General features: G+C 69.3%; 13 protein-coding genes. 2 read left to right on the top strand and 11 right to left on the bottom strand.

Annotated elements, in window-relative coordinates:
- Nucleotide 1: 1 nt before the first annotated feature.
- The 6 genes from JJQ90_RS22340 to JJQ90_RS22315 form a co-directional block, all read right to left on the bottom strand.
- Nucleotides 2–1,621 (bottom strand): ABC transporter substrate-binding protein, encoded by a 1,620-nt coding sequence (locus tag JJQ90_RS22340; RefSeq protein WP_216878499.1) that lies wholly within the window; start codon nucleotides 1,619–1,621, stop codon nucleotides 2–4.
- 2 nt (nucleotides 1,622–1,623) lie between these two features.
- Complete coding sequence (locus JJQ90_RS22335; protein ID WP_216878498.1) at nucleotides 1,624–3,198, bottom strand: ABC transporter substrate-binding protein; 1,575 nt, start codon at nucleotides 3,196–3,198, stop codon at nucleotides 1,624–1,626.
- A 4-nt stretch (nucleotides 3,199–3,202) separates the two neighbouring features.
- Entirely contained in the window at nucleotides 3,203–4,786 is a 1,584-nt protein-coding gene (locus JJQ90_RS22330) for an ABC transporter substrate-binding protein (protein ID WP_216878497.1), read from the bottom strand.
- 3 nt (nucleotides 4,787–4,789) lie between these two features.
- Nucleotides 4,790–6,415 (bottom strand): ABC transporter substrate-binding protein, encoded by a 1,626-nt coding sequence (locus tag JJQ90_RS22325; RefSeq protein ID WP_216878496.1) that lies wholly within the window; start codon nucleotides 6,413–6,415, stop codon nucleotides 4,790–4,792.
- An 11-nt stretch (nucleotides 6,416–6,426) separates the two neighbouring features.
- Nucleotides 6,427–7,983 carry a phosphoric/sulfuric ester hydrolase PehA gene (pehA, locus tag JJQ90_RS22320; RefSeq protein WP_216878495.1) on the bottom strand — a complete coding sequence of 519 codons (1,557 nt, stop codon included), beginning with the start codon at nucleotides 7,981–7,983 and terminating at the stop codon, nucleotides 6,427–6,429.
- 68 nt (nucleotides 7,984–8,051) lie between these two features.
- Complete coding sequence (locus JJQ90_RS22315) at nucleotides 8,052–8,720, bottom strand: LbetaH domain-containing protein (protein ID WP_216878494.1); 669 nt, start codon at nucleotides 8,718–8,720, stop codon at nucleotides 8,052–8,054.
- A 157-nt stretch (nucleotides 8,721–8,877) separates the two neighbouring features.
- Between JJQ90_RS22315 and JJQ90_RS22310 the strand changes: the two genes are divergently transcribed.
- On the top strand, nucleotides 8,878–10,062 hold the full coding sequence (locus JJQ90_RS22310) for a 4-hydroxybenzoate 3-monooxygenase (protein WP_216878493.1): 1,185 nt from the start codon (nucleotides 8,878–8,880) through the stop codon (nucleotides 10,060–10,062).
- On the opposite strand, the gene JJQ90_RS22305 is transcribed toward JJQ90_RS22310, so the two are convergent.
- The 5 genes from JJQ90_RS22305 to JJQ90_RS22285 form a co-directional block, all read right to left on the bottom strand.
- Nucleotides 10,050–10,919, bottom strand: coding sequence for an aminoglycoside phosphotransferase family protein (locus JJQ90_RS22305; protein ID WP_216878492.1), 870 nt, complete (start codon nucleotides 10,917–10,919; stop codon nucleotides 10,050–10,052). The two genes, JJQ90_RS22310 and JJQ90_RS22305, sit on opposite strands and share 13 nt — an antisense overlap.
- A 77-nt stretch (nucleotides 10,920–10,996) precedes the next feature.
- On the bottom strand, nucleotides 10,997–11,641 hold the full coding sequence (locus JJQ90_RS22300) for a histidine phosphatase family protein (protein ID WP_216878491.1): 645 nt from the start codon (nucleotides 11,639–11,641) through the stop codon (nucleotides 10,997–10,999).
- Entirely contained in the window at nucleotides 11,631–12,596 is a 966-nt protein-coding gene (locus tag JJQ90_RS22295) for a Gfo/Idh/MocA family oxidoreductase (RefSeq protein WP_216878490.1), read from the bottom strand. The genes JJQ90_RS22300 and JJQ90_RS22295 overlap by 11 nt, the downstream gene beginning before the upstream one ends.
- Nucleotides 12,597–12,627: 31 nt before the next feature.
- A complete protein-coding gene (locus JJQ90_RS22290; RefSeq protein WP_216878489.1) occupies nucleotides 12,628–13,833 on the bottom strand; it encodes an MFS transporter in 1,206 nt (401 codons plus the stop codon).
- 8 nt (nucleotides 13,834–13,841) lie between these two features.
- Nucleotides 13,842–14,561, bottom strand: a complete 720-nt coding sequence (locus tag JJQ90_RS22285; protein WP_216878488.1) for a DUF1028 domain-containing protein — start codon at nucleotides 14,559–14,561, stop codon at nucleotides 13,842–13,844.
- Between the two features lie 107 nt (nucleotides 14,562–14,668).
- On the opposite strand from JJQ90_RS22285, the gene JJQ90_RS22280 reads away from it, so the two are divergent.
- A complete protein-coding gene (locus JJQ90_RS22280) occupies nucleotides 14,669–15,655 on the top strand; it encodes a Bug family tripartite tricarboxylate transporter substrate binding protein (protein ID WP_216878487.1) in 987 nt (328 codons plus the stop codon).
- The last annotated feature ends 57 nt before the right edge of the window (nucleotides 15,656–15,712 follow it).

Raw genomic sequence — 15,712 nt, 5'->3', positions numbered from 1 at the left:
TTCAGGCTCCCCAGTTCCGGCTGCGGAAATCCATGGCGAAGGATTGCGCCGCGTTCCAGGCGATGTCGCGGCGCTTGGCCGTCAGGTTCACCGACTGGTGCAGCACGGTGTAGGCGGGGTCCTCGCGCTCCGCGATTTCCAGCAGGCGGCGGAACACCACACGGCGACGGGCGCGGTCGGTGCTGGTCTCCAGCTCACCGGACAGGCGGCCGAATTCCTCGTTGCGCCATTCGCCGATCTGCCATTGCTGGCCCTGCGGCCCGTGCTGCGCGGTGATGGAGGCGGTGGGGTCGTTGAAGCTGGCGCTGTTCGACCAGTCCCGCACGCCACGCTGGCCTTCGCGCGACAGCACCTGCGGGAAATTCTCGCGCATCTCGATCTGCACGTTCAGCCCGACCTGGCGCCAGCCTTCCACCAGGATCTGCGCGGTCGGCGTCTGGTTGGTGTAGTAGTTGTTCAGCAGGCGATAGGGGATGGCCTCGCCGCGATAGTTCGCCTCGCGCAGCAGGCGGCGTGCCTCGGCGAGGTCGAACTTCGGTGCTTCCCAATCCTGGTGGAACATCTCGCCATAGAAGGGGAATTGCAGCCCCTTCGGCACCGGCGCGCGGCTGTCCCACAGCGCCGCGGTGATGGCGTCGCGGTCGATGCTGTGGGTGAAGGCGCGGCGCACCAGCGGGTTGGCGAGCACCGGGTGGTTCTTGTCGAACACTGTCAGCCGATGGTTCATGATCGGGCCGCCGACCACCTGGTGGCGCGGGTTGCGTTCGATCTGAACGATCTGGTCGGGCGGCATGTCGCAGGCGAAGTCGGCCTCGCCGGACAACAGCATGTTGATGCGCGACGCCACCTCCGGAACTTCCATGAAGCGCAGCCGCGCGATCGGCGGGCGGCCACCCCAGTAATCGTCGAAGGCTTCCAGGATCAGCGACTGGTCGGGGCGGAATTCCGCGACGCGATAGGGGCCCGTGCCGATGGGTCGGCGCGCCCAGTCGAGCCAGGAGGCAGACTGCTCGAAGGCGTGGCGGGAGAAGATCGCGCCGACATTGCGGCTGATGCGGCCTTCCAGCGTGACGTCGGGCACCTTGTTCACGAAGCGCACCGTGTGGCGGTCCACGATCTCGATGCGCTCGAAGGCCGGATAGGTGCGGCGCGCCACGGCGAGCACCTCGGGCGGCGGTGTGCGGCCGGGGTTCTGGCCAGGGATCACGGCGAACAGGTTGCGCGCCTGCTCCACCGTCATGCCCCAGCCCATGCGTTCCGCGCTGAAGGAGAAGGCGACGTCTTCCGCCGTCATCTCCCGCCCGTCATGGAAGCGGACGCCGCGGCGCAGCGAGAGCTCCACCGTGCGGTCGTCGATGCGGCGCCAGGATTCGGCGAGCGCCGGCTTCAGGCCGAGATCGCCGGTCCAGCTCTGCTCGATCAGCGTCTCGGCATAGCTGTGCCAGGTGCGCGTGCCGACATTGGACTGCTCGCGCAGCGGCTCCAGCGTGTTGGTGTTCGCCAGCTTCTGCACCGCGATGGTGATGGTCGGACGCTGGTCCGCCTGCGCAATCGCGAAGCGCGGCAGGATCAGCGAGGCGCCGGCGAGCCCGAAGGCGCCGCGGCGGGTGAGGGTGGTCATGTTCAGGCTCCCCAATTGCTGCCGCGGAAATCCATCACGAAGGACTGCGCGGCGCGCCAGGCGATGTCGCGGCGCTTGGCGGTGAAGTTTCCGTTCCGATGCAGGACGGTATAGGCAGGGTCCTCGCGCTCAATGATCTGAAGCATTCGCCGCCAGGCCTGGCGCCGACGCGGGCGATCGACGCTGGACTGCAATTCGGCGGCGAGTGTTCCGAACTCCTCGTTGCGCCATTCGCCGCGCACCCAGGGCGCGCCACCGCGGCCGTAATTGGGCACCATCTGCGCGGCCGGATCGGGCAGGGTGGAGGATTGCGACCAGTCGCGGATGCCGGGCTGCGTCGCACGGCCGGTGATCTGGCCCCAATTCTCCATCATCTGGAGCTGCACATTGAGGCCGACCGCGCGCCAGCCTTCGACCAGGATCTGCGCCGTCGCGGTCTGGTTGGTGTAGTAGTTGTTCAGGCAGCGATAGGGGATCGGCTCGCCACGATAATTCGCCTCACGCAGCAGGCGGCGCGCCTCAGCCATGTCGAAGCGCGGCACCTGCCAGTCTGAGACCAGCATGTCGCCGTAGAAGTCCCATTGCAGGCCACGCGGGATGTCGATGCGCCCGGCCCACAGCGCCTCCACGATCGACTGACGGTCAATGCTGTGGGTCAGGGCACGACGGACCAGCGGATTGGCGAGCGACGGGTGCTGCTGGTCGAAGCAGATGATGCGGGTGTTGTTGATCGGGCCGCCGGCGACCTCGAAGCGAGGATTGCGTTCGATCTGCACGATCTGGTCGGGCGGAATGTCGCAGGCGAAATCCACCTCGCCGGACAGCAACGCATTGATGCGGGAGGCGACTTCGGGAACCTGTACGAAGCGCAGCCGGCGGATCGGCGGGCGGCCCTGCCAGTGGTGGTCAAAGGCTTCCAGTACCAGCATCTGGCCGGGCCGGAAGTCGGCAACGACATAGGGGCCGGTGCCCACCGGCTTGCGCGCCCAGTCCTGCCAGCTCGGCGCGGCCTCGAAGGCGCGGCGATTGGCGATGACGGCGGCGGTGCGCGCCATCTGGCCTTCCAGCGTCAGGTCAGGCGTGCGGTTGATGAAGCGGACGGTGCGCGCATCCACCACCTCCATCTTCTCGAAGCCCGGGAAGATGCGGCGTGCGGTCTGCGCGCCGCCGGCGGGCGGCGCCTTGCCGCCCTCGCTGCCACCCCACATGCGTTCGGGGCCGAAGGAGAAGGCAACCTCCTCCGCCGTCAGCGGATCGCCATTGTGGAAGCGCACGCCATCGCGCAGCGTGAATTCGACGCTGCGGTCGTCGATGCGGCGCCAGGCGCTGGCCAGGCCAGGGCGCATCGCCATGTCGCCGATCCAGTCCGTATCGACCAGCGGCTCCACATAGTTGCGAAAGATGCGGGTGCCGACATTGGATTGTTCCGTCAGCATCTCCAGCATGTTGGAGTTGGTGATCTCCTGCACCGCGATGGTGATGACCGGGCGTGTATCGGCTTGCGCCAAAGCGGGCGCGGCCAGCGCGACAGGCAGGCCGGCGCCCAGTTTCAGCGCGGAACGACGGGACAGTTTCATGGGCTCAGGCCCCCCAGTTCTGGCGGCGGAAATCCATCACGAAGGATTTCGCGGGACGCCAGGTGATGTTGCGGCGTTTCGCGGTGAAGTTGGCGGTCTGGTGGATGACGTTCACCACCGGGTCCTCGCGTTCCATGATCTGGAGCATGCGCGCCCAGATGGCGGCGCGGCGCGTGCGGTCCGTGCCGGATTCCAGCTGCGGGACCAGCGCCATGAACTCGGCATTCTTCCACATGCCGTTGCGGCTGAGCGAGCCGCGCGGACCATAGGTGGTGGGAACGAAGGAGACGGGGTCGTTGAAGAAGGCGGTGACGGAGTGTTCGAACATGCCGCGGCCGGGGCCGGCGGCCTGCGCCTGGCCCCAATTCTCCACCATCTGCATTTCGACATTCAGCCCCGCGGCGCGCCACATCTCCATCATCACCTGACCGGTGGAGGTCTGGTTGGTGTAGTAGTTGTTCAGCATGCGATAGGGGATCGGATCGCCGCGGTAATTCGCCTCGCGCAGCAGGCGGCGGGCTTCCGTGACGTCGAAGCGCGGCACGGACCAGCCCTGCGCCATCATGCCCTCGAAGAAGGGGAATTGAAGGCCGGCGGGGATTTCGGTGCGGCCGGCCCAGAGGCTGTCGACGATGGCCTTGCGGTCCACAGCATGCGTCATCGCGCGGCGGACCAGAGGGTTCTCCAGCACCGGATGCGTCGTGTCGAAATGCGTGACGCGGTGGTTCATGATGACGCCACCCACCACCTCGAAGCGCGGATCACGCTCGATGGTCGCGATCTGGTCGGGCGTGATGTCGCAGGCGAAGTCGTATTCGCCGGCGAACATGCCGTTGATGCGGGAGGACAGCTCCGGCACTTCCAGGAAGCGTATCTGGCGGATCGGCGGGCGGCCGCCCCAGTAGTCGTCGAAGGCTTCCAGCACCAGACGGCTGTCGATGCGCCATTCGGCGACACGATAGGGGCCGGTGCCGATCGGTGATTGGGCGAAGCGGCTCCAGCCACCGGCGCGCGCAAAGGCCTCCGCAGGGAAGATGCTGCCGGCGCGGTGCGAAAGGCGGCCTTCCAGCGTCACGTCACCGGTGCGGTTGACCCAGCGGAGCCGGTGTGGGCCGAGCACTTCCACCTTCTCGAATCCCGGGAAGGTGCCGCGTGCACCAGCCACGACTTCGGGCGGCGGCGCGGCGGGGCCGGCCAGGCCCTCGCGGCCGAACATGCGTTCCGCGCTGAAGGTGAAGGCCACGTCTTCGGCGGTCAGCCTTGTGCCGTCATGGAAGCGGACATCGTCGCGCAGATCGATCTCGACGGTGCGGTCATCGATGCGGCGCCAGGCGCTGGCCAGGCCCGGGCGCAAGGCGAGATCGCCCGTCCAGTCCGTGTCGATCAGCGGCTCGCCGAACAGGTTGTACCACCGCGTGCCGACATTGCTGGCTTCGCGAATGATATCCAGCGTGCCGTTATTGGCGATCTTCTGCACGGCGATGGTGATGACGGGGCGCTGGTCGCCCTGGGCGATGGCGAAGCGCGGCAAGGTGGCCGCCGCCGCGCCGATCGGCGCGGCGGCCAGCAGGGTGCGGCGGCGGAGCATGGATCAGGCCCCCCAGTTGGTGGCGCGGAAATCCATCGCGAAGGCTGGGCTCGCCTTCCAGCGGATATCCTTGCGCTTCGCCGTGAAGGTCGCGTTCTGGTGGATCACGGTATAGGCCGGGTCCTCGCGCTCCGCGATCTCCAGCATGCGGCGGAAGACGGCGCGGCGGCGCGGGCGGTCGGTGCTGGTTTCCAGCTCGACCGACAGGCGGTTCATCTCCTCATTCGTCCATTCGCCGACCTGCTGCTGCTGGCCGTTCGGGCCGTGCTGGTTCACCAGCGAGGAGACCGGGTCGTTGAAGGGGGCGCTGTTGGACCAGTCGCGCACGGCGCGCGTCGGGCTGCGCTCCAGGATCTGCGACCAGTTCTCCTTCATCTCGATCTGCACGTTCAGGCCGACCTGGCGCCACATCTCGACCAGCACCTGCGCCGTCGCATTCTGGTTGGTGTAGTAGTTGTTCAGCAGGCGATAGGGGATCGGCTCACCGCGATAGTTCGCCTCGCGCAGCAGGCGGCGGGCGAGTGCCGGGTCGAAGGCGGGCACGGACCAGTCGGCGTGGAACATCTGGTCGTAATAGGGCCACTGGAGACCCTTCGGCACTTCCGTGCGCCCGGCCCAGAGGCTGTCCACGATCGCCTGGCGGTCCATCGCATGCGTCAGCGCGCGGCGCACGCGGGCATCGCGCAGCGCGGGGAAGTTCTTGTCGAAGCAGATCAGGCGATGGTTCAGGATGGTGCCGCCCTGCACTTCGAAGGCGCTGTTCGCCTCGATGCCCGGGATCTGGTCCGGCGGCAGGTCGCAGGCGAACTGGTACTGGCCGGAGAGCAGGCCGTTGATGCGGGAGGACACCTCCGGCACCTCGACGAAGCGGATCTGCTTCAGCGGCGGGCGGCCGCCCCAATAGGCGTCATGCGCCACCAGCGTCAGCGACACGTCCGGGCGATATTCGGCCACCATATAGGGGCCGGTGGTGATCGGCTTGCGCGCCCATTCCAGCCAGTTTGCGGCTTCCTCGAAGCCACGGCGGCTCATGATGTCGCTGCCGTAGCGCGAGAGGCGGCCTTCCAGCGTCACATCCGGCGTCGCGTTGTGGAAACGCACCGTGTACTTGTCCACGGCCTCCACACGCTCCAGCGCCGGCCAGGAACGGCGGGCGACGGCGGGAACCTCCGGCGGCAGTTCCTTGCCGGCGCGTGGCGCGGGCATGCCCTCGCCGATCGGGATGGTGCGGCCCTGGGCGGTCGCCAGCGTATTGCCGAACATGCGGTCGCGGGAGAAGGAGAAGACCACGTCTTCCGCCGTCATCTCGTCGCCATTGTGGAAGCGCACGCCCTGGCGCAGCTTCAACTCCACCACCTGGTCGGAGATGCGGCGCCATTCGGTGGCGAGCCCCGGCACGGCGCCGAGCTGGCCGAGCCAGTCGCGGCCGATCAGCCCTTCCCACAGCGAGGAGAAGAACACGCGCTCCCCCACATTGGACTGCTCGCGCAGCACTTCGAGGGTGTTGCTGTTCACCACCTTCTGCACGGCGATGGTGATGGAGGGGCGGTTGTCGCCGTGCGCGATGGCGAAGCGCGGCAGGGCCAGCGCGGCCGGTGCGGCGAGGATCAGGCGGCGGGAGATCTGCATCGATATTCTCCTTATTCGGCGGCGGCGCGCAGCGCGGGCGGCGCCGGGCGGCGCTCGTCCAGGCCCTGCGGTGTGGCGCGGAAATGGGTCAGCGTGCGGTCGGCGTGGCGCAGGCGCAGCGACAGGGCGCGCTGGGCGTAGTCCTTCACGCGGGCGGCGTATTCGGGATCCTCGGCGCGGTTCTCGAACTGGTTCGGGTCGCGCTTCAGGTCGAAGAACAGCGGCGGCAGGGCGGCGAAGTGGACGTATTTGTAGTCGGCATCCTGCACGACGCAGAGGCTCGACGTGTCCATCGTCAGGCCCAGTGCCGTCTCGGGCTGGGAGTAGTGGATGTCGCGGAAGTCGTATTCGTAGTGGTGCAGCTCACGCCAATCGGCGGGCTTGTTGCCGGCCAGAACCGGCAGCAGCGAACGGCCGTCGCAGGCGCGCGGCACGTCGCCGCCGAGGATGTCGAGGATGGTCGGCATCACATCGACGCTTTCCGTCAGCGTGTCGTCGATCAGCCCGGCCTGCGCACCGGCGCCCTTCACCACCAGCGGAATCCGAAAACTCTGGTCGAAATAGCCGAGCTTGCCGAGCAGCCAATGGTCGCCGAGTTGCTCGCCATGGTCGGAGGTGAAGATGATGGTCGTGTCATCCCACTGCCCAGTCTGTTCGAGATAGGCGAAGACGCGGCCGAGCGCGTCGTCGATCTCGGTCATCAGGCCGCAGTAGCTGGCGCGCATCTGGCGGATGCTGGCCTCGTCGAGGCCCGCGCCGGCACCCTGGCCGCCACGGAAGAAGCTGGCCTGGCCGATGGCGCGCAGGTAGTGGCGCAGCAGCGGGTGCTGTTCCGCCTCCTCCTCCCAGCGCGGCGCGCGCACGGGGGCCGGCATGTCCGCCGGGTCGTACATGGTGTTGTAGGGCGCGGGCGCGATGAAGGGGGGATGCGGGCGGTAGTAGCCGAGGTGCAGGAACCAGGGCTTCTCGCCCTTGCCCTTCAGATAGGTCAGCGCCTTTTCCGTGAAGAAGCTCGTGTCCGACAGTTCCGAAGGGATGCGGGAGGGGCGGTTGGTCGCGCCCGGCACGGCGTCCTCACCCTCCGGCAGCCAGATGTCCTCGCGCTTCGCCGGCAGTTCGTAGCCCTGATGCGCGAGCCAGCCGAAATAGCCGTCCATGTTCGGCTCGAAGGCGCCGACACTGCGAAAGCCGTCCATCAGATCGCCGAGCGTGGTGAAGCGCGGGTCCTTCGGGCCGGTGGTGCGCGGGTCCGGCGTCGTCGTCGTGTAGCCGATCAGCGCCGGGTCGTAGCCGATCAGGCGAAGCTGCTTGCCGAGGTTGGTGTGGCGCGCATCCAGCGGCACCGTGTTCTGCACGGCGCGATGGTTCATCAGATACAGGCCGGTCAACAGGCTGGCGCGCGCCGGGCCGCAGGGGACGGTGTTGGTGACGTGGTTGCGGAAGGTGACACCCTCGCGGCACAGCCGGTCCAGGTTCGGCGTGCGCAGGAAATCCGCGCCGAGGGCGGGCACGAAATCCGCCCGCCACTGATCCACCACGATGAGAAGTACGTTTTTCCGCCTGGCCATGCTGCGCCGCTCCATTCGATGCGGCGGGGCTTAGCCGGGGAGTGGCGACCGTCTTGTGACGGCTCGGCTTAGTCTTTGTGACAGAAGGCCGGGTCGTGCCGTTCGCAGAACTGCTCTGCGGACAAGCGACGGATGTCATCCAGTCCTGCGGCCAGCTTGTCGCGCGACCAGTCCCACCAGGCGATGCGCCGCAGGCTGTCCTGCACCGCCTGCGGGAATCGGAAGCGCAGAATCCGCGCTGGATTCCCCACCGCGATGGCGAAAGGCGGGATGTCCTTCGTCACCACCGCACCCGCGCCGATCGCAGCGCCAGTGCCGATCGTGACGCCGGGCAGCACCACCACGCCATGGCCGATCCAGACATCATGGCCCAGCGTGACATGGTGTTCGCGCCGCCAGTCGAAGAAGCCGGCCTCATCCTCGCCCAGGCCATAGGCGCTGGCCCGATAGGTGACGTGGCTCAGCGCCACGCGCTGCAGCGGGTGGTTGCCGGGGTTGATCCGCGTATGGCTGGCGATGGAGCAGAACTTTCCCACCGTCGTGTAGATGATCTGGCTGTCCTGCACGACGTAGGAATAGTCGCCGAAGCTGGTCTCCGCGACCGTCGTGCGGGCGCCGACTTCCGTATAGATGCCGAACTGGCTGTCGCGCACCTGGGCGGTCGGATCGATGCAGGGCTCCAGCCCCAGGGTCTTCTTCGCCGTGGCAGGGTCACGGTAGGGAGTTGTGTCTTTCATGACGGGCAGGATGCGCCGGCCCTGTTGCATTCGTTTGACGGATTTGTGGCGCGGCGGGGAAGGGCGCTTGATGGCCGGGGCTGGTTGGCTAATTGTTATGCTATATAGCTTTCAAGGCGCGCCCCGCTGAAGGCCGGGGCGGCAGGGGAGAGAGGCGATGCGCACCCAGATCGGCATCATCGGCGCCGGGCCCGCCGGCCTGCTGCTGTCCCACCTGCTGCACCTGGCGGGCATCGACAGCGTGGTGCTGGAAGCCCGGTCCCGCGCCTATGTCGAGGAACGGGTTCGCGCCGGGCTGCTGGAACAGGGCAGCGTCGACACGCTGACCGAGGCCGGGGTGGGGGAGCGCCTGCACCGCCAGGGCCTGGCGCATCACGGCATCGAGCTGCGCTTCGACGGCAAGGGCCACCGCATCCCGCTGACCGAGCTGACCGGCAAGGTCGTCACCATCTATGGGCAGCAGGAGGTGGTGAAGGACCTGATCGCCGCCCGGCTCGCCGCCGGCACCCGTTCCGGCAATCCGCCGATCCTGTTCGAGGTGGCGGATGTCGCGGTGCATGACGTCACCTCCGACAGCCCGCGCATCAGCTTCACGCATGAGGGCCGGGCGCAGGTGCTGGATTGCCTGTTCATCGGCGGCTGCGACGGCTTCCACGGCATCTGCCGCGGCGCCATCCCGCCGGAGATCATCCGCACCTATGACCGCATCTACCCCTTCGCCTGGCTCGGCATCCTGGCCCATTCCAGGCCGGTGTCGGAGGAGCTGATCTACGCCCGTCACAGCGACGGCTTCGCGCTGGCCACCATGCGCAGCGAGACCGTGACGCGCATGTATCTGCAATGCACGCCGGATGAGGACCTTTCCCTCTGGCCCGATGACCGCATCTGGGCGGAGCTGCACAAGCGGCTGGGCTGTGGGCCGGAATTGCAGGAAGGTCCGATCTTCCAGAAGGGCGTCACCGCCATGCGCAGCTACGTGGTGGAGCCGATGCGCCATGGCCGGCTGTTCCTCGCCGGCGACGCCGCCCATATCGTGCCGCCCACCGGGGCCAAGGGCATGAACCTGGCGATCGCCGATATCCGCGTGCTGGCGCGCGGCCTGGAGCGCTACTTCGCGAAGAACGACGCGGATCTGCTGGAGCAATACTCGCAAATCTGCCTGCGCCGCATCTGGAAGGGCCAGCGCTTCTCCTGGTGGATGACCTCCATGCTGCACCGCTTCGACGGGGACGACGCCTTCGAGCATCGGGTGCAGGTGGCGGAGCTGGATTATGTCGCGACCAGCCGCGCGGCGATGACCACGCTGGCGGAGAATTATGTCGGGCTGGACTACGAAGTGTAGCTTTCGGCCAGCAGCGCGGCCAGCACGCGCTGCGACGCCTCCCCGATCGGCCCCGGCGCGCGGCAGGTGATCAGCGCCTTCCACAGCGCCCAGCCACGGGCGCGCGCCCAGGTATCGTCGCCGAGCGGCAGGCTGTCGCGAAACCGTTGGCGCGCCGCGCCCGCGAAGATGGTCCAGGCCGGCACCAGGTCGCAGGCCGGGTCGCCGGTGCCCAGATTGCCGAAGTCGATCACGGCGTGGAGCTGCCCCGCGCGCAGCAGCAGGTTGCCAGGCGCCACATCGCCATGGACCCAGACCGGCGCGCCCGCCCAGCGCGAGGCCAGCGCCGCATCCCAGATCGCGGTCGCCGCCGGCGCGTCGATCTCCGCGCCCAGCGCCGCGATCGCCGCGCGGGTTTCCCCGTCATAGACGGCGAGCTGCCCGCCGCGATGGAAGTTGTGCGCCCCGGCCGCCGGACCCTCCTGCGCCGTGATGGATTGCAGCACCCGCAGGAAGCCGGCCAGATCGGCGGCGAGGCGGCAGGGATCGGCGATGCGCTCCGGCCGCGCCGTCTCGCCCTCGATCCAGTCGTAGATCGACCAGGGGAAGGGGAAATCCGCGCTGGGCCGGCCGAGCGCGATGGGGCGCGGAATCGGCAGGGGCAGCAGGGGCGCGAGGCGCGGCAGCCAGGCCTGTTCCTTCGCCACCTGGGCCACATAGCGCTCGGCGCTGGGCAGGCGGATCAGCAGATGGGCGCCGAGGCGAAAAGTCAGGTTGTTCTGCCCGCCCTCGGCCAGCGGGCAGACCGGGAAATCGGCCCATTGCGGAAATTGTGCCTGGACCAGCCGTCGGGCCAGGGCTGCATCGCGAAGGCTCATCGGTATCCGTGCTGACATTCCGCGGCGCGCGTAGCAGGCTTGGGGGCGATCGAGGCGTGAAGCTTGCGTGGCGCTTCTCAGCCGCAGTCGTGAAACCCGCCACCCGGCAGCGGCACGATGTCGAGGATGCCCAGCACCCGGAAATCCGCACCGCCCGGCGCCAGGAGCAGCGCCGCGCCTTCCGGGAAGGCGCGGCCGCCCACGCTGTCACCCGCGACCATGATGGCCGGCGTGCGATGGCCGACCAGCACGCGGTTGGTGCCGGCGGGGACGGGTTCGGAGAACAGGCGGCGATGCTCCGCCAGCACCCAGGCGAGGCGCCCGCCGGCATAGTCATCCGCCAGCAGGCTGTCCGTCACCACCACCTGCTCGGCGCCGAAGGCCAGCTCCGCCGTGTCCTGCGCCCGGAACACCGGCCCGGCCAGCACCGGGCGCGTGACAGGAATGCCGAGCTCCTCCAGCCGGCGGCCAATTGCCGCCGATTGCGCGCGGCCCTGCGGCGAGAGGTTGCGCTGGCCAGGCCGGTCGCCGAGGCGGAAGCTGCGGTCGCAGGGCTGGCCGCGGGTATCGGCATGGCGGAAGAACAGCACCAGCCCGCCCTGGCGCAGCCGGTCCAGAAGGGGTCCCGCCTCCGCGACGCCCTGGGGCACCAGCCGTCCCTGCGCCACAGCCGGGCCGGCCAGCAGCGCCAGCCCGAGCAGGGCGCGGCGGTCAACCGCCAAGGATCGCCTCCACCACCTCCTGCACCTCCAGCGCCTCCCGCAATGTGGCGAGGTTCTGGGGCTCGCCCCGGGTCAGGGCCGCCAGCTTCGAAAGCTGGTCGCGCAGCACCATGGGCCGCATGCGCTCATTCGGCAGGGCGTCCGGGGCTGGGCGGTAGATGCCGTCGGCGTCCCGCTTTTCGGCAAAGGACCAGTCGCGCAGGCGGATGCTGCCGGTCTCGCCTTCCAGCCGCCATTCGTTGGATTCATCGCGATCGGTGCCGCCGACCTGCCCGGCGAGATCCACCGGGACGCCGCCGGCGGTGAGACGTGCTTGCACCGCGATCTCCGACCCATCGCCCGCCGGGAAGGTCGCGTCACGCTCCAGCAGCACCAGCGGGCCGAGCTGACGGCGCGTCAGGAACAGGAAATGCGACAGCACCTCCCGCGTGAAGCCGCCTTCCGCCCGCTTCGCCAGCCAGCTCGCCGCATCCTGCTGCCAGCCGCGCGGCCATTTGGCGAAATCGGCGCGCAGTGTCAGGGCGCGGGGCGCGCCGATCCCCGCCCGCCAGGCGGAAAGCTGCGCCACGGCGGGGGAGGAGGCCATGGGGAAGTTCACCGCCGCCCGCGCCTCGCCGGCCTCGGCCGCCGCCACGAAGTCCCGCGCGGCGGCCAGGTTGGCGGCCAGCGGCTTTTCCAGGAAGGCGGCGCGGCCGGCGGCGAAGGCGGCGCCGGCATGCTCCAGATGCGAGCTGGGTGGGGAGGCGATGTAGAGCACCTCGCAGGCCGCGATCACCGCCCGCGGGCTGTCCAGCATCGGCAGCTCCGGCGCGATCTCCGCCAGCCGCGCGGCGGCGCTGGGGGAGGGGTCCCAGACCGCCACCGGGCGCACCGCCGTCTGGTCGGGCGCCAAGGCGGCACGCAGCAGGCGCTCCCCCATGATGCCGAAGCCGACCACCCCGAGCCTGATCGCCATGCCGCGCTCCCCTGTCGATAGGCGGGCAGCTTTACCGGCTGCCGGCGCGGCCTCCAAGCATCAGGACGAAGGTGGAGACGGCGGCCAGCAGCCCGCAGGCCACCAGATAGGGCAGCACCCAGCTTCCCGTGGAGGTCACCGCCCAGGCGAAGGCGGAAGGCGCGGAGAGGTAGCCCAGGAAACACAGCAGGATGGCGCCGGAGGAAGCCTCCGCCACCCGGTCGGGCGGGGAGACGCGGGCGACCTCGGCCAGGAAGATGCCGTTCCAACTGGCGGCGGTGAAGCCGCAGGCCACCGCCAGCACCAGCCCCACCGCCCAATGCGCCTGCGGCCCGAACAGCACCCAGAGCAGCGACAGGAAGGCGGCGACCAGCCCGTGGATGGCCAGGCTGCGCGTGGCATCCCCCAGCCGGTCCGCCGCCCAGCCCAGCACCAGCCGCCCGGCCACGCCGGCCAGTTGCATGGCGGCGAAGACACTGCCGGCGGCGGTCAGGCTGGCGCCATGCGCCTGCACCAGCCAGGTGACGGTGAAGGCAAACAGGCTGCCCTGAAGCGCCGCGAAGGCGAAGGCCTGAAGCGTCAGCGGCGGCAGCACCGGGTGCATGCGCAGCGCGGTGATCGGCGCGGCCAGGCGGCGCAGGCGAAACGCCTCCCGCAACGGTCTTTGCGGGTCCCGTTCCGCATCCAACTGGGGACGCAGCGGCTGGATCAGCACGGCGCAGGCCAGGGCGACCGCGATGCCCACCAGCAGCGCCGCCTGCCAGCCCCAGATGGCGGCGACCGGGGCGGCGACCAGCCCGGCCAGCGCGCCGCCGGCCGGGGCGCCGGCCTGCTTGACGGAGAAGATCAGCACCCGGTGGCGCGGCGGCGCCGTGGCCTGGAGGATGCGGCTGCCGGCCGGGCCGGTCGGGCCATAGCCGATGCCCATCAGCAGCGCCGCCAGCGGCAGCAGCCAGACGATGCCCGCCGCCGCCGCCAGCAGCGCGACGCTGCCCAGCACCGCGCCAGCCTGCAACATGCGCAGCGGCCCGAAGCGGGCGACCAGCGGCGTGCCGAACAGCAGAAAAAGGATGGCACCCAGCGTGTTGAGGCTGGCGAAATTGCCCACCGCCTCCGGCCGCAGCCCCAGCTCCGCCGTCATCAGCGGTGCCACCACGGGCACGGCCTGGCTTAGGAAGGTGCCCACCGTCTGCATCAGCAGCGTGGCCGACAGCGCCGCGACCCAGGGAGAGAGCATCGGGCGGGTCAGCGCCGCAGCCGCAGGTCCAGCCCCTTGGCGATCCACCGCGCCTCGATGCGGTCGAGATCGGTCTGGCCGGAGGGGCGGGCCTTGGAGGGCTGGTCACCAAGTCCCGGCGCCCGGTCCCGCAGCCAGATCCCATACAGCCGGCGCAGCTCCACCAGCGGCAGCGGGTGGTCATCGACGCGCAGAGAGATGTCCGGGAAGTCCTCCGTCGTGGTCAGCACCAGCGCCGCCGATTGCCGGCCGCGCTTGTCGCCGCCCGCGGCCTCCCCGGCATCCATCGCGGCGAGCAGGCGCTCGGCGAGCGGCAGGTCCGGGTTGCTGACGAAGCCGGCATAGGTATCGGCCAGCACCGACGGCCCGGCCAGCATATTGCCGGCGAAGGCGACATGGGCGGAGGTCAGCTCGCCGCACCATTCCACGCAGTTGGTCCCGGTGAAGGCGGCGCTGCGGCCATGCCGGTCCACCGCATGCACCTGGCGCAGCCCCTTGCCCTCATCCCCCGCCAGCGCCCCCTCGATCGCCGCCGCGGGCGACAGGCCACGCGCCAGGCCGTCCAGCACCGCGGGGCCGAGATAGCGGTTGGTCATGGACTGGGTGGAGACCGCACCGACACCGGCCCGGACAAAGGGGCAGGAGGCGCCGACGGCGAAGGCGCAGGTGGTGACGGCGACGGCGAAGGCGCCGGTCGCCGGGTCATGGGCGACAATGGACCAGGTCATGGCAGGGTTCCGACTCGGAATATCGTCACACTACAGCCTGTGCCATGATTGCGCGTCGGCTCGCGTTGGGTCAAATTTATTAAAACGTCCCATGGGAGAATTATCAAATGTCCATCAAGCTCTTGCGTCGTCATCTTCTTGCCGGAGCGGCGGCGCTGGCGACGCCGGCCGTTGCCCGCGCCCAGGGAAACGCCTGGCCTGACCGGCCGATCCGCCTGATCGTGCCCTTCGGCGCCGGCGGCGCCATCGACACCCTGTCGCGCACCTTCTCCGCCAAATTCGCCGAGGTGACCGGCGGCCAGACGCTGGTGGTGGAAAATCGCCCCGGTGCGGGCGGGACCATCGCCGGCGGCTTCGTGGCGCGGGAGAAGCCGGATGGGCTGACGCTGATGATGGCCGATGTGGGCGCCAATGCCATCGGCAAGGAGCTGATCCCCAGCCTGACCTACGACCCGACCACCGCCTTCACGCCGATCATCCATCTGGTGAACCTGCCGGCGGTGCTGATGGCACATCCCTCCGTCACCGCCACCACCATCCAGCAGGTGATCGACCAGGCCAAGGCGCGGCCCGATGGCTTCACCTATTCCTCCGCCGGCAATGGCAATGGCAGCCACCTGTTCATGGCGCTGTTCCTGAAGGAGGCCGGTATCCGCATGGTGCATGTGCCCTACCGCTCGGGCGCGGAGATGGTGACCTCCCTGATCCGGGGCGATGCGCAATTCGGCTTCCCCACCGTCTCCTCCGGCATCGGGCAGATCCGCCAGGGCAATGCGCGGGCGATCGCGGTGGGCAATGCCGCCGGCACGCCGCTGCTGCCGGATGCGCCCGCCATCTCCACCGTGCTGCCGGGCTTCGAGGTGGCGGTCTGGCACGGCATCGTGGCGCCGGCGGGCATGGATGCGGGGCTGGCGCGGCAGATCAACCAGGTCTTCGGCCGCATCGCCGCCATGCCGGATGTGCAGCAGCGCATCTTCGAGGCGCAGGCCGGCCGCGTGGTCGGCGGCACGCCGGAGGATTTCGCCGCCCATATCGCGAAGGAAGTGGCACGCTGGACGCCGATCATCCGCGAGGGCGGCATCGCCAGCGGCTGAATCGCGAGGCCTGGGAGGCGGCCTCGCGCCGTCTTCCAAGCGGCGCCCATTCATGCA

This window comes from Falsiroseomonas oleicola, assembly GCF_019029495.1.
GTDB classification, from domain to species: Bacteria; Pseudomonadota; Alphaproteobacteria; order Acetobacterales; family Acetobacteraceae; genus Falsiroseomonas; species Falsiroseomonas oleicola.
The sequence above is the reverse complement of the archived record's forward strand: the minus strand, read 5'-3'. Positions and strand labels throughout refer to the sequence as shown.

What these genes read in the sequence shown, in the direction of transcription:
- JJQ90_RS22280 (WP_216878487.1), top strand. Translation starts at nt 14,669, where the DNA reads ATGTCCATCAAGCTCTTGCGTCGTCATCTTCTTGCCGGAGCGGCGGCG.
- JJQ90_RS22330 (WP_216878497.1), bottom strand. Translation starts at nt 4,786, where the DNA reads ATGCTCCGCCGCCGCACCCTGCTGGCCGCCGCGCCGATCGGCGCGGCG.
- pehA (WP_216878495.1), bottom strand. Translation starts at nt 7,983, where the DNA reads ATGGCCAGGCGGAAAAACGTACTTCTCATCGTGGTGGATCAGTGGCGG.
- JJQ90_RS22295 (WP_216878490.1), bottom strand. Translation starts at nt 12,596, where the DNA reads ATGGCGATCAGGCTCGGGGTGGTCGGCTTCGGCATCATGGGGGAGCGC.
- JJQ90_RS22305 (WP_216878492.1), bottom strand. Translation starts at nt 10,919, where the DNA reads ATGAGCCTTCGCGATGCAGCCCTGGCCCGACGGCTGGTCCAGGCACAA.
- JJQ90_RS22325 (WP_216878496.1), bottom strand. Translation starts at nt 6,415, where the DNA reads ATGCAGATCTCCCGCCGCCTGATCCTCGCCGCACCGGCCGCGCTGGCC.
- JJQ90_RS22285 (WP_216878488.1), bottom strand. Translation starts at nt 14,561, where the DNA reads ATGACCTGGTCCATTGTCGCCCATGACCCGGCGACCGGCGCCTTCGCC.
- JJQ90_RS22335 (WP_216878498.1), bottom strand. Translation starts at nt 3,198, where the DNA reads ATGAAACTGTCCCGTCGTTCCGCGCTGAAACTGGGCGCCGGCCTGCCT.
- JJQ90_RS22340 (WP_216878499.1), bottom strand. Translation starts at nt 1,621, where the DNA reads ATGACCACCCTCACCCGCCGCGGCGCCTTCGGGCTCGCCGGCGCCTCG.
- JJQ90_RS22290 (WP_216878489.1), bottom strand. Translation starts at nt 13,833, where the DNA reads ATGCTCTCTCCCTGGGTCGCGGCGCTGTCGGCCACGCTGCTGATGCAG.
- JJQ90_RS22315 (WP_216878494.1), bottom strand. Translation starts at nt 8,720, where the DNA reads ATGAAAGACACAACTCCCTACCGTGACCCTGCCACGGCGAAGAAGACC.
- JJQ90_RS22310 (WP_216878493.1), top strand. Translation starts at nt 8,878, where the DNA reads ATGCGCACCCAGATCGGCATCATCGGCGCCGGGCCCGCCGGCCTGCTG.